The sequence below is a fragment of the Collimonas sp. OK242 genome, from assembly GCF_900107095.1.
Taxonomy (GTDB): Bacteria; Pseudomonadota; Gammaproteobacteria; order Burkholderiales; family Burkholderiaceae_D; genus Collimonas.
In genome coordinates this window covers 108,486-120,502 of sequence record NZ_FNOR01000004.1, presented here as the reverse complement: position 1 = coordinate 120,502, position 12,017 = coordinate 108,486, and the positions used below count along the sequence as shown (strand labels likewise).

Below are 12,017 nucleotides of genomic sequence, written 5' to 3'. Positions count from 1 at the left end.
TGACCGCAACTCATGAAAATTCACGACCTAGTTCTGCCATTGCTATTGAGTACAAGCGCAATTCCGACATTTTCTTTCGCCGCTAGCGCGGATATCACCCTTGGCATGCGCGAGCAGCAGAGCCTGCCGGTTGCAGGTACGCTGGAACGCATTGCCATAGCGGATCCGGAAGTGGCGGACGTGCTGATGGTACGCGGTTCCGGCGGCAAGAGCGGCAGTGTGATTCTGGTTGGAAAAAAAGCCGGCACCACCACCGTGACGGCATGGGCCAAAGGGATGCCGGCCAATACCTGGAGAGTGACGGTACAGGGTGACTTGCAGGCTGCTCTGGCGGGGCAGGGAGGCGCTGAAGTGAAAGTTCGCGGCGCCGCGAGCGTGATCAGTGGCCAGGCGGCGTCGTTACTGGATCATACAAAAAGTAGCGCCGCTGCCGCCGACGCGGCAGGTAAAGGGAAGGTACTCGATATCTCGACCATAGATAGCGGCAACGTGGTGCAGATTGATGTCAAGATTGTCGAGTTCAGCAAAACGGTATTGAAAGAAATCGGTTTTGATTTCTCCGCCGGCCTGAATCGCGGCAACTTCAGTTTTAATCTGGGCAGCAATCTTGCTTCCAACGGCGGATTATCGACGGTATCGTCTGCATTCGGTCTGCTGACCAAGTTTAGCCGGGGCAGTTACAGCTTGAGCAGCAACTTGCGCCTGATTGAAGGTAATGGCATGGCGCGCGTATTGGCAGAACCATCTTTGACCGCGCTTTCGGGGCAAAGCGCAAGTTTTCTGGCGGGGGGCGAACTACCCATTCCTCAGTCAGGAGGTCTCGGCACCACGACGATTGTCTATAAGCCTTTCGGCATAGGCTTGACCGTGTCGCCGACCATTCTGGCCAAGGGCCGGATTGCCTTGAAAGTTGCACCTGAAGCCAGTGATATCGATTATGCCAACGCCATCAATATCGGTGGTCCCGGCAGCCCATCGATCCCGGCGATTACCACGCGGCGTGCAGATACCACGGTTGAGCTGGGCGATGGAGAAAGTTTCATTATTGGCGGACTGGTCTCGCGCTCCACAAAATCCAGTGTTAATAAAATTCCCTTACTTGGGGATTTGCCTATTATCGGCAGCTTTTTTCGTAACCTGAGCTATACCCAGAACGACAAGGAACTGGTGATTATCGTCACACCGCATGTGGTCCAGCCCATCGCCAAGAATGTACCGCTGCCACTGCCGGGCGAGGAACAGGAGCGCCGTAATACTGCCGGCACCGCATGGGGAAGTTATCTGCTCGGAGGAGCCAGCCGGGACGAGTTGCCGGGATTTTCGAAATAAGCGATAACTATTTGGGCCATATGATGAACGCTCGCAACAAGGCTTTGAATGAACTGACGGCGCTGAGCCGTTTCGTATTCTGCTCACGTAACAGCACGCAAGCCGTGTGGCTAGGCGCCGCACTCGGAAAATGGGGCACCTTGCTGCAGGAGAAGGCCGACGTGGCGGAATTATTGTCGCGCATAGTCAAACTCAATCCCTTGCTGGTATTGCTTGATTTTTCCGGCGTCGAGTCAATTAGCGACCATGCCGGGGTCCTGTCCGTCGACTCTCTCGGCACCACCGCGCATGCGATTGAATTGGCGCGTGCATTGAGTAAAAACCTACCGGAGCTACCCTTGGTGGCAGTCGGTTCCATGGCCTTTCCCGAAGGGACGATTGCCGCATTGCGGGCTGGTGTCAGCGATTTTATCGATGTCAGCGCCTCCGAAGATGAAGCGCGCGATGTAGTGCAGCGGGTGCTGGCCAAGGCCGCGGCGCGAAATCCGGCGCCGGTCAAACGCGGCCAGCTGGTGACTTTGCTCGGCGTGCGTTCCGGCATCGGCACCAGCACGCTGGCGGCGCATCTGGCGGACCTGATCCAGCAACGCAATACCAGTCACGACGGCAAGCGAAATACGGCCGACAGTCGTGTGGCCCTGCTCGATCTCGGCCTGCCCGCTGGAGACGGCAAGTTATATCTGAGCGCCAACGGCAATTTCGATTTTGCCGAAGCTGTGCGTAATCTGCGCCGCCTGGACGAAACGCTGGTGCACACCGCGCTGCCGCGCAGCCCGGGCGGCGTAACCGTGATTTCCCTGCCTCACAGCCTGAGTGAGATGCGCACCGTTTCGCACCACGATGCGCTGGCTTTGCTGGATCGCCTACGCTTGTATTTCGATGTACTGATCGCCGATCTTGGCGGTTTCACCAACCATGAATTCATTGCCAACCTGACCGGAGCGGCCGACCAGGTGTGGCTGGTGACCGATCAAAGCGTGGGCGCGCTGGTGTCGCTGGCGGGTACCTTGCAAGAATTGAACGGCCGCCATCCGGATGACGGCAAGCGGCGCCTGGTAGTGAATCGTTATGACGATCGTTTCGGCATGGCCGCCAGCCAGATTGCCGAGCGCTTCAAATTGCCCTTGCTTGCGGCCTTACCGGAACGCACATTGAAACTAACTGCCAGCGCCAATCGCGGCAAGCTGCTGCACGAAGTAGCTCCGCATGATTCCTACGTAAAGGCGGTCGATGGTTTGATCGATGGCTTACTTAATCATGACGAGACGGTATCGCACAAGCTCGGAGTGGGACGCTGGCTACCGAAAATTTTATTGCGAAAATAGGCCAGCCGATTCAGGCATAACGTAAGCGTGATGCGCACCGCGATCTCGGCATCTGTTCCAATAATTGGAAATAAACAGGCGAGAAGCGGCTCCAGATGAAAGATGGGAGATACCAACGTGAGTAACCAGATTGAATTTGCTGATGATGACCAAACGTTTTCGCATACCCAGGAATTCCAGGATATCAAGACGGCGGCCTACGATCATCTGCTGACGCGGATTGAAGAGCTGGGCGCAGAATTCGGCCGCTGGTCGCGCAGCGCGATCCAGCAGTTCGTCAATCTGGACGTTGACGGTTTTGTCCGCCTGCAGCGCATCCCCTTGAATGAAGCCGAGGTGCGGCAGATTGCCGATGCCTTGACCAAAGAGCTCGCTGGTCTGGGACCGCTGGAAGATCTGCTGGCTGACGTGACCGTCGAAGATATTCTGATCAACGGCTATAACGATGTGTTCGTTTCGCGCCACGGCATATTGCAGCGCGAAACGCTGCGCTTTACCGATAACGCCCATCTGCTGCGTATCGTCCGGCGCATCCTGGCTCCGCTCGGGCGCCGGCTGGACGAATCGAATCCGATGGTTGATGCGCGCTTGCCGGATGGCGGCCGGCTGAACGTGGTGATTGAACCGTTGTCGGTGGACGGACCTATGGTGTCGATTCGCAAGTTCCGCAAGGAGCCGTTGAAGCCTACCGATCTGCTCAATCTCGGCACCATGAATGACGAAATCTATGCGCTGTTGGATAACGCCGTGAAAGCCCGCTGCAATATCCTGGTCTCAGGCGGCACCAGTTCCGGCAAAACATCTCTGCTGAACGCCCTGGCGTTTTTCATCCCGGAAGCTGAACGCGTGGTGACCGTGGAGGATACCGCCGAACTGTCGCTCAACCACCCGCATGTGGTGCGTCTGGAATCGCGTTTGGGCGGCTTTGAAGGTGCGGGTGCAGTCAGTATCCGCGACCTGATCCGCAACAGCCTGCGGATGCGTCCGGACCGGATTATCGTCGGTGAAGTGCGCGGCGCCGAGGTACTGGAGATGCTGCAGGCCATGAATACCGGTCACGACGGATCGATGGGCACGATTCACGCCAACACCCCGCGCGAATGCTTGTACCGGATCGAAATGCTGGCCGGCTTTGCCGGCTTCCAGGGCAGTGAAAGCAGCCTCAGGCGACAGATTGCCGGCGCTCTCGATTTCATCGTGCAGATTGGCCGGCTTTCCAATGGCCGCCGCCGTATCGTTTCGATTACCGAAGTCACCGGCATGGGCGACAACATCATCACCCTGCAGGAACTGTATAAACATGAGAGCTATATCGGCGCGGATGGCGAAGAAGCGGACCGCTGGGTGTCGCTGGGCATCTTCCCGCACGCGCCAAAACTGCAGCGGCAGCGCCAGCTTGGCCAGCAAAGTACCGGCAGTCCGAACACCGGCGGCTTTGGTCAAAGCACCAGCACGCAGCCTGGAAGACGCTAGTCATGCATATCGCTCTATGGTTACTGGCGGCGGCTTTGCTATTGGCAGGCACTGCGCTATGGCTGTGGCAGCGCGCGCAACAACGTTCGCGGCAAGATGTCAGCGCTGCGTTCGTGGACAGGCAGATTCAGGGAATGCATCCGGTACAGCAGCAGTACCAGAGCGAGGGCGAAACGGCGCCGCAACTGCAGTTGCAAATAGAAGCTTTACGTCATTTCTTTTTGCGCGCAGGAATTCAACAACCTGACGGCAGCTTGTATTTTAAGTTGCTGGTGCCTGGCGCCGGCCTGACCTTGCTGGCTTTGTTATTCGGCGGATGGCTGTCGGCGCTGGGAACCTTGTTCCTATACATAATGCTGATGATTTTTTATTTTTGGTTAAGAAGCTCGAAATTGCAGCGCACCATGGTACGGCAATTGCCAGGATTCCTGGACACTTTGGTGCGCCTGGTCACCATTGGCAACAGCATAGGCGCAGCCTTTCAAACCGGCATTGCTGGTACCGAGGGGCCGTTGCGGGTAGTGCTGGATCGTGCCAACCGGCAGGTGCAAGCGGGAGTTGACCTGGAACACGCTTTGCGCCAGCAGGCAGCGATTTTTCGATTCAAGGAACTCGATCTGGTGGCTGCCGTGATCGGCGTTTCTTCGCGCTTTGGCGGACGTTCCGATTTGGTCCTGGAACGCATGGCTGCATTCATGCGTGATCTGGAACACGCGCAAAATGAAATGGTTGCCTTATCGGCGGAAATCCGGTTGTCGGCCTGGATCATGGGTCTCTTGCCGATCGCCATCGGCATGTTCCTGATTATTTTTAATAACAATATGTTCCTGAATATGTGGCATGACCCCGTCGGGAAAAAAATGCTGATCGGTGCAGCAGTGCTGGAAGTGTTGGGTGGTTATGGCTTGTTTCGGCTGGCGAAGACGGTCTGACTGCAAGTTTGATGCTGAGTGCTACATGAGGTGGAATTACGGTGAATACAACGCAGCGTACGCTGATTATCCTGGCGATCTTGTTGATGGCAGCGGCCCTGCTGTTGGTGGGTGGGGCGCTGATGGCAAGGGCGTGGCGGCTCAAGCGCAATCTGGCCACGATTGATCAAAAGATTGCCGCGCGCGCCAGGCCTGCAGCGATGCCCGATGCGCATACTGAACCGCCAGGCTGGCGCGAGCGCCTGATTGCGCTCAGTGCGAATTGGCTGGATACCCCGGTGGGGCGCCAGCTGGTGGCGGAAGACGACCGCCATCTGTTGGATCAGTGCGGCGTCAACGATACGCGTGGGAAATCCCAGTTCTTTTTGGCGCGGGTAGTGCTGGCGATCGGTTTGCCGTTGCTGGGCCTGTTGCTGTTTGATCGCGGAGGGTGGTTATCACTGCTGTTGATTAGTTTTTTTGGCGTCGCTTTGGGATACATGTTGCCGAAGTGGGTAATGCAGCGGGTCGCGCGCAAGCGTCAGCGCCTGGCCGCCGATGAACTGCCGTTGTTGATTGACCTGCTGCGCTTGTTGCAGGGTGTAGGTTTGTCGGTGGACCAGAGCTTGCATGTCATTGAAAACGAATTCAGTAATGTATTGAAGGTGCTGGGCGAGGAACTGGCGATCGCCGGCCGCCAATACAGCACAGGACGCAGCCGGGAACAATCTATGCGGCGCTTTTCCACCGTGTTCGACAACGAGGATCTGCACGCGGTATCGCGTCTGTTGGTGCAGGTGGAGCATCACGGTGGCGCGGTGCAGGAACCGCTCAAGCTGTTCAGTGAACGGATTCGCGAACAACGCAAACTGGATATGAAGGAAAAAATCGGGAAGCTGACGGTGAAGATGACCGGAGTCATGGTGCTGACGCTGCTGCCTGGATTGCTGGTGATTACCGGCGGCATGGGTTTTTTAGCGGTAATCCGGGCACTCTCGAAAATGGGTGGAAATATATGAAGTCTTTTCTGACGCAGGAAAACACGGCCCGCCGGGTGCCGCAACATGTTCTATCGACCTGCGCTTTGCCATTTTTCATCATGCTGATGGCAACGCTGCAGGCTGGTTGCGCCACCAGTTCTGCAAAGATGTATGCGCAACAGAACGAAGCGGCGCAACTCCGTCAGGAGGCGGAGGAAAAGGCCCCGACGCCTGACAACAAGGGCATGTATCTGGGATTGATTCGGAACATGCAGGAACAGGGCATGTACTTTGCATCGCTGGCGCATATCGATGCCTACGAACAGCAAAATGGCAGTACGCCGGAAATCCAGCGTTTGCGCGCCGATGCATTGCGTGAAACCAGGCAAAGCGCTGCTGCGGATGCCGCTTACCGTAAATTATTGAACTCGTCCGAAGCCAGCGCCGCCTGGCACGGCCTGGGTCTGATGGCGGCACAAAGTGGCGACTACAAAGGAGCCGCCACATCGTTGCGGGAAGCGGCAAAACGCGAGCCGACCAATCCCGTGACGTTGAGCGATCTCGGCTATGCGATGTTACGTAACGGCGATATTGCTGCTGCCCGCGTGCCATTGGCGCAAGCTGCGGAACTGGCGCCGGACAACCGCAAGATGATAGGCAATCTGGCGTTGTTCCTGCTGGTTTCAGGCGATGCCGGCAAGGCGCGCGCCGTGATGGACAAGGCGAACCTGTCGGCGGAGGGCCGTGCCGCCGTGTATCGATTGGCCGCGGAAATCGGCCAACAACAAGCTGTAGTGGTTGCGCCCCAGGATTCTGCCGGCGCTGCAAAGACCATCGTGAAAGGTTCCGCCGCCACAGCCGGTAAAAATGCAGATTCGCTGCTGTCGCCTGCTACGCCCTTCCAGTCGATGCTGGACCGGTTCGGTAACGGTGGCTGAATGTCATGCAATTAAATTTTTGCTCAAGAGGTATGCAATGAAAGCGCAAGGAATTTTCGGTCTATGCATTCTGTTCGGCGGCTCCGTATTACTGGCGGCAGCCGGGATCCCGGATGCGTGCGCACAGGCCATGTCGCCACTCAAGGGAAAGCTGCTGCAAGAACCGGCAGCCGCCACGACAAATGCATCTGTAGCGACGCCTGCAACCGTCGCCGCACCTTCCGCTTCACGGACGACTACCGCCGCGCCTGTAGCGATGCCGGAACCGCCTGTCCCGGCGGAGCGGGAGGCAAGAATACGTGTCGGTGACGTCACGCATACCTTATTACAGGCGCAAGCCGACGGCCGTGTCGCCGGTCCTCGGTTGCCGATGTTGGGCGCGACGGCCGACGCCAGCTGGCAGCGTTATCTGGATAGCTTCAAACGTCCGTTGCCGGAATTTTATGAAAATAAGGTATCGAAGAACATCTCAAACTAATCATTTTGAATGCGGATAAAGATATCAAAGCGGCGCCAACTAGCATGAACTTACTTTCGAACACCCATGGCGAACAACCTTCAGCCGCGCGCCAGCAACGGTGTGAGGCTGGCTGCCAACGCGGTTCGATTGCGATCATGGCTGCGATTTGCTTGTCCATCATGGTCATCTTGTTGTCGTCAATTGATATCGGATACCTGTTCTACATGAAGCGCGATTTGCAGAAAGTGGCGGATCTTGCGGCGCTGGCTGGCGCACAGCAGCTTGTCAGTACGCCGTTAACGGGCAATCCTACAGCTTGTGTGGCGACCGACGCGCCGGTGTTGGCCGCTATCGGCAACGCACAAACTAACGGCTTTTCAACTGCCGCACCCAATAAGATGGCAAATGTAATTGCCGTAACTTGTGGTCTCTGGGATCCAGTCGCCAATCTGGCTTTGGCGCCCAATTATTTTTCTGCTCCTCCGGCGGGAACGCAGCTGAATGCAGTGAAGGTGGTTGTGACGCAGACCGTGCCGGCATTTTTTGGTTTGGGAGGGCGCACCCTCAATGCCCAGGCGATCGCTTCAGGTAGTAGTCCTACTGCCGCGTTCTCTCTTGGAACAGGATTGCTTACCCTCTGCAGTGGTAGCGGTTCGTTGTCGGCGCTTTTGGTCAATAGCCTTCTAGGCAGCAATGTTTGCCTGAATGCAGTCTCCTATAGCGGATTGCTTGGAGCGCAAGTGTCGTTGTTGCAAGTTCTAACTAATCTGAACGCGAATATCGGTAGCATCAGTGCGGTAGCGGACACCCAAATAACGTTGGCGCAACTGATCAATGCATCTATCAAGGGGCTGTCACCGGTACAGGTGGCGAACATAAATACCGACCTGGTCAACTTGACCACAGGGGCGTTGGGCGGCACCTTGTTGAAAATTGGCGATATTTTGGACCTGAGCGCTGCCAATGGAGTTGCCGCGTTGGATACGCAAATCAATATCCTGGATTTGTTAAATGTTGGCGCTTTGCAGGTCGCGAATAAAAATAATTTTCTGAGTTCCAATATAAATATCAACCTCGGGGTGTTGGGGCAAGTAGTCCTGCAATTGAGTTTAATTGACGCACCGAAGATGGCGGTGGGAGGGCCAGGTGCAACAGCAACTTCAGCCCAGTTGCGGCTGGCAATTAATGTTCAGGCATTGACGTTATTCCCGGGATATTCTGCCGTTCAGCTTCCGGTCTACGTTTATCTTGCCGCGGGTTCAGCCAGACTCAACAGTTTGCAATGTAATGCACCGCAAAGCGCTAATTTCGATATAAAGACAAGTACGGCGGGAATTTGCGTGGCAAAGGGACAAACCTTGTCTAGTTCGCCATCGTCCTGCCCCAGTGACATGGCGACGAACCCATCGAGTCGGTTTGATGCGATTGCCGGAGTACTTAATCTCGGTATCAACGTTTCGCCGATTACTACCTATCCATCCGTTACCTTGTATCCTCCTCCATCTACTTCTAATAGCATAACTGTGGGCTCTTCATTGCAAGATATTTTAGGTGGGGTCATTCAGCCGCAGAAATTCTGGGTTGGTCTGGACGCGGATCCTTTGGGACTGCTAAGTGGGTTACTGACTACTTTATTGGGGACTCTGGGTACACTATTAAACCCGCTTTTGTCTGGCGTTGGCGCATTGCTTGACCAATTGACGTCGCTGCTAGGGGTGAACCTCGGACTAAGTACTCTCAATCTGTATTCAATTAGTTGCGGCAACGTGAAACTGGTCTATTGAGCCATGTGATGAGATTACTGTGATAACAAAAAACGGCGTACGCGAAATCGTCCAACCCGTGCGGTTTTGAGCGACGGAGATTGAAAAGAAATGGCCATGCAAAACAAACCTTTGCAAGAAAGTCTCGACATATACGTATGGGAAGGCAGTTCGGATATTGCCGACCGGATTTCGCAATGTCTGGCGAGTTTCGATATTGAAGTGATTCGTGCCGACGGCTTGCCGGTGACGCGTGATCAGGTATCGTCGCGGCCCTCGCTGGCGGTGATTTCGGTGACGGTGATCGAGCATGCCGAATTTTCTGTCGACGCCTGGCAGAAATCGCATGGCATGCCGGTGATCTGGGTGGCCGAAGTCGGACGCACTGCCAATCCGCGCGTGTATCCGGTCGAATATTCGCACATCCTGATGCTCGATTTTACCTGCGCCGAACTGCGCAAGCTGGTGTTCCGCCTGGCCTCAGAGCTGCATGCCAGCGCCAGCGCGGATCGCGCGCCGCAGCCGCTGATTGCGCAATCGGAATCCATGCAGATGCTGGTGGCCGAGGCTGAAGCCTTCGCCGATTGCGAATCCAGTGTGCTGATCGTCGGCGAGACCGGCGTCGGCAAGGAACGCATCGCGCAGCTTTTGCATCAGCGGCACGGCCGTTATCGCCGCGGGCCGTTTGTCGCCGTCAACTGCGGCGCCATTCCGGACGGCTTGTTCGAGTCGCTGTTTTTCGGGCACGCCAAAGGCGCGTTCACCGGTGCCTTGCTGGCGCACAAAGGTTATTTCGAACAGGCCGACGGCGGCACCTTGTTCCTCGACGAGATCGGCGATCTGCCTTTGTACCAGCAGGTCAAGCTATTACGCGTGCTGGAGCAAAGCACGGTCACCAGGCTCGGTTCGCAAACGGAGGTCAAGCTGGATTTCCGCCTGGTGGCGGCGACCAACCGGAATTTGCGCGAGCAGGTCCAGCAAGACATGTTTCGCGCCGACTTGTATTATCGGCTGGCAGTAATCGAGCTGCGGGTTCCTAATCTGGAAGAGCGCGGCAGAATCGACAAGATCGCGATTTTCAACACGCTGCTGGCGCAGACCTACGACCAGATCCCGCAGCCGCCGGACTGGCTGCTGGAGCAGGTGGCTGCGGCGACGTTTGCGGGTAACGTGCGCGAGCTGCGCAATGTGGCCGAGCGGGTCGGCATCATCTATCGCCAATTAGGCGTCTGGGACCGTGTCCGCATCGATCGCGTGTTCGACAAGCTGGGCACCATGGAACGGGTGAACGACGGCAGCGACCTGACCGCGGTCCGGAAAAAATGGGATCTGGCCGAACGCGCCAGGATTCTTTCCATGCTGGATGCCAACGGCTGGCGGCGCCAGGATACCGCGCACGCATTGGGCATCAGCCGTAAGGTGTTGTGGGAAAAAATGCGTAAATTCCAGATTGCGGACACCGAAGCCGTCGGCGAGGCCGAATGATCGCCTATGATGGAGTAATGAAATGACAACGGCAATGGTTTAAATAAAAACAGTGCCCAGCAACAACAGGATTGCAGATAAAATCGAAGGCGTGCTGTAATTCACACCGACAAAACTAATGTTAGCGAAGGATTCAGGGGATGAAAGTAAATGCATGCAAAGCAGTCCGCGGTTTAGGACTAGGAATGCTCATTGCAGGTTTGTCGGTCAACGCACTGGCGCAAACGTCTACAGCAAGCCCTGCGCCGACAACTGCTTCAACTACCCCGACAGCTGCAGCCGCTAAGCCTGCGAATGGCGGCAGCAACAGCGCCAACAGCACCATCAGCGAGCTGCAGCAATTGATGCAGAGCCAGGGTGTGAGCGAATTGCGTACTACCTACAATGGCAACTACGGCGCCAGCCAGTTGTTCAAACCGGACAGCCGCACTTATTATGTCGCATTGTTCCAGCAAAAGAATTTCTGGCGCGTCGTAAAAACCATGTCGGAAACGCAGGCCGAGCAGGTCTACAAGAATTTCGTCCGCCAGACCGAGAAGCTGGCTGAGGTAGATATCCGCCGCATCAAGCTGGAAGCGGATAAACAATACACCGAGCAGCTGATCGCGGCCCAGGAAACCAGGCTGAACGCCTTGCAAAACGATCTGGTGGTTCAGCAACAGCAAGAGCAGAACGTCTCGGTCCAACAGGATCAGGCGCGTCAGCAAGCACAGCTGCTGAGCAGCAAGCAGCAAGCGGCAAGCAGCGAGTTGCAGGGCTTGCAGAACCGTATTCGTACACTGGAAGCACAGCAAACCGTACTGGATAGCAGCAATTTTGGCGGCGCCAAGACTATCAAGAAATAACGCTGGCACGCCGGCGATATCGCGCCAGGCAATTGGTTTTGGCGCTTGGCCAGCAAACGGATCGGGATGCGTACTTTGGACGCATCCCGATTTTTTTTGCGAACATCGATTTCAGCTAAAGCCAAGCGATCAAATAATTAACGACCAGCGGTAGCAATTCAATCGGCCGACACGCGGATGTCTTTAACCGCCTGAAGCTAGCGATTCGCACTTCATCATATTAAGCTGATGGCGCTTTGGGGCATTCAGAACGGGTAAATCCGCAAGGAAGAAATTGCCAGGGCAATCCGGGACAACGAGGGAGGTGCGGCGCAGTATTGCTGAAGGAAATTGCTGCTACTTATTCTTCGCTGCAAATGAAAAACGCCCCTGTGCAGGAGCGTATTCATTTTGGTGCCGAGAGCCGGAATCGAACCGGCACGCTGTCTCCAGCGCGGGATTTTGAGTCCCGTGCGTCTACCTATTCCGCCATCTCGGCAACGCGTCCGCTATTATGACTGATTTCTGC

At 56.0% G+C, this 12,017-nt stretch carries 10 protein-coding genes and 1 tRNA gene; 10 read left to right on the top strand and 1 reads right to left on the bottom strand.

Translation table 11 applies throughout. The features are described 5' to 3' along the window. Positions 1-12 precede the first annotated feature (12 nt). From BLV81_RS05210 to BLV81_RS05165, 10 genes are all read left to right on the top strand, one after another. On the top strand, positions 13-1,329 hold the full coding sequence (locus BLV81_RS05210; protein ID WP_092353127.1) for a type II and III secretion system protein family protein: 1,317 nt from the start codon (positions 13-15) through the stop codon (positions 1,327-1,329). Positions 1,330-1,349: 20 nt separating this feature from the next. After that, positions 1,350-2,654 (top strand): AAA family ATPase, encoded by a 1,305-nt coding sequence (locus tag BLV81_RS05205; protein ID WP_176992757.1) that lies wholly within the window; start codon positions 1,350-1,352, stop codon positions 2,652-2,654. Between the two features lie 117 nt (positions 2,655-2,771). Then, on the top strand, positions 2,772-4,127 hold the full coding sequence (locus tag BLV81_RS05200) for a CpaF family protein (RefSeq protein WP_092353405.1): 1,356 nt from the start codon (positions 2,772-2,774) through the stop codon (positions 4,125-4,127). A gap of 2 nt (positions 4,128-4,129) precedes the next feature. Beyond that, on the top strand, positions 4,130-5,059 hold the full coding sequence (locus tag BLV81_RS05195; protein ID WP_092353123.1) for a type II secretion system F family protein: 930 nt from the start codon (positions 4,130-4,132) through the stop codon (positions 5,057-5,059). Between the two features lie 41 nt (positions 5,060-5,100). Then, positions 5,101-6,057 (top strand): type II secretion system F family protein, encoded by a 957-nt coding sequence (locus BLV81_RS05190; RefSeq protein ID WP_092353121.1) that lies wholly within the window; start codon positions 5,101-5,103, stop codon positions 6,055-6,057. Next, the gene (locus BLV81_RS05185; RefSeq protein WP_176992756.1) at positions 6,054-6,956 is read left to right on the top strand and encodes a tetratricopeptide repeat protein; all 903 of its coding nucleotides are present in this window, start codon (positions 6,054-6,056) and stop codon (positions 6,954-6,956) included. Before BLV81_RS05190 ends, BLV81_RS05185 begins: the two co-directional genes overlap by 4 nt. A gap of 37 nt (positions 6,957-6,993) precedes the next feature. Further along, a complete protein-coding gene (locus BLV81_RS24155; RefSeq protein ID WP_176992755.1) occupies positions 6,994-7,434 on the top strand; it encodes a DUF3613 domain-containing protein in 441 nt (146 codons plus the stop codon). A gap of 44 nt (positions 7,435-7,478) precedes the next feature. Next, complete coding sequence (locus BLV81_RS05175) at positions 7,479-9,200, top strand: pilus assembly protein TadG-related protein (RefSeq protein WP_143036283.1); 1,722 nt, start codon at positions 7,479-7,481, stop codon at positions 9,198-9,200. Positions 9,201-9,296: 96 nt separating this feature from the next. After that, on the top strand, positions 9,297-10,664 hold the full coding sequence (locus BLV81_RS05170; protein WP_092353403.1) for a sigma 54-interacting transcriptional regulator: 1,368 nt from the start codon (positions 9,297-9,299) through the stop codon (positions 10,662-10,664). A gap of 185 nt (positions 10,665-10,849) precedes the next feature. After that, positions 10,850-11,509: a DUF2968 domain-containing protein gene (locus tag BLV81_RS05165; protein WP_255364970.1), complete on the top strand. Its 660-nt coding sequence runs from the start codon at positions 10,850-10,852 to the stop codon at positions 11,507-11,509. Positions 11,510-11,900: 391 nt separating this feature from the next. Here the strand turns inward: BLV81_RS05165 and BLV81_RS05160 are convergent. Next, a tRNA-Leu gene (locus BLV81_RS05160) sits at positions 11,901-11,987 on the bottom strand. Positions 11,988-12,017 lie beyond the last annotated feature (30 nt).

What these genes read in the sequence shown, in the direction of transcription:
- BLV81_RS05210 (WP_092353127.1), top strand. Translation starts at nt 13, where the DNA reads ATGAAAATTCACGACCTAGTTCTGCCATTGCTATTGAGTACAAGCGCA.
- BLV81_RS05205 (WP_176992757.1), top strand. Translation starts at nt 1,350, where the DNA reads ATGATGAACGCTCGCAACAAGGCTTTGAATGAACTGACGGCGCTGAGC.
- BLV81_RS05195 (WP_092353123.1), top strand. Translation starts at nt 4,130, where the DNA reads ATGCATATCGCTCTATGGTTACTGGCGGCGGCTTTGCTATTGGCAGGC.
- BLV81_RS05185 (WP_176992756.1), top strand. Translation starts at nt 6,054, where the DNA reads ATGAAGTCTTTTCTGACGCAGGAAAACACGGCCCGCCGGGTGCCGCAA.
- BLV81_RS24155 (WP_176992755.1), top strand. Translation starts at nt 6,994, where the DNA reads ATGAAAGCGCAAGGAATTTTCGGTCTATGCATTCTGTTCGGCGGCTCC.
- BLV81_RS05175 (WP_143036283.1), top strand. Translation starts at nt 7,479, where the DNA reads ATGAACTTACTTTCGAACACCCATGGCGAACAACCTTCAGCCGCGCGC.
- BLV81_RS05170 (WP_092353403.1), top strand. Translation starts at nt 9,297, where the DNA reads ATGCAAAACAAACCTTTGCAAGAAAGTCTCGACATATACGTATGGGAA.
- BLV81_RS05165 (WP_255364970.1), top strand. Translation starts at nt 10,850, where the DNA reads ATGCTCATTGCAGGTTTGTCGGTCAACGCACTGGCGCAAACGTCTACA.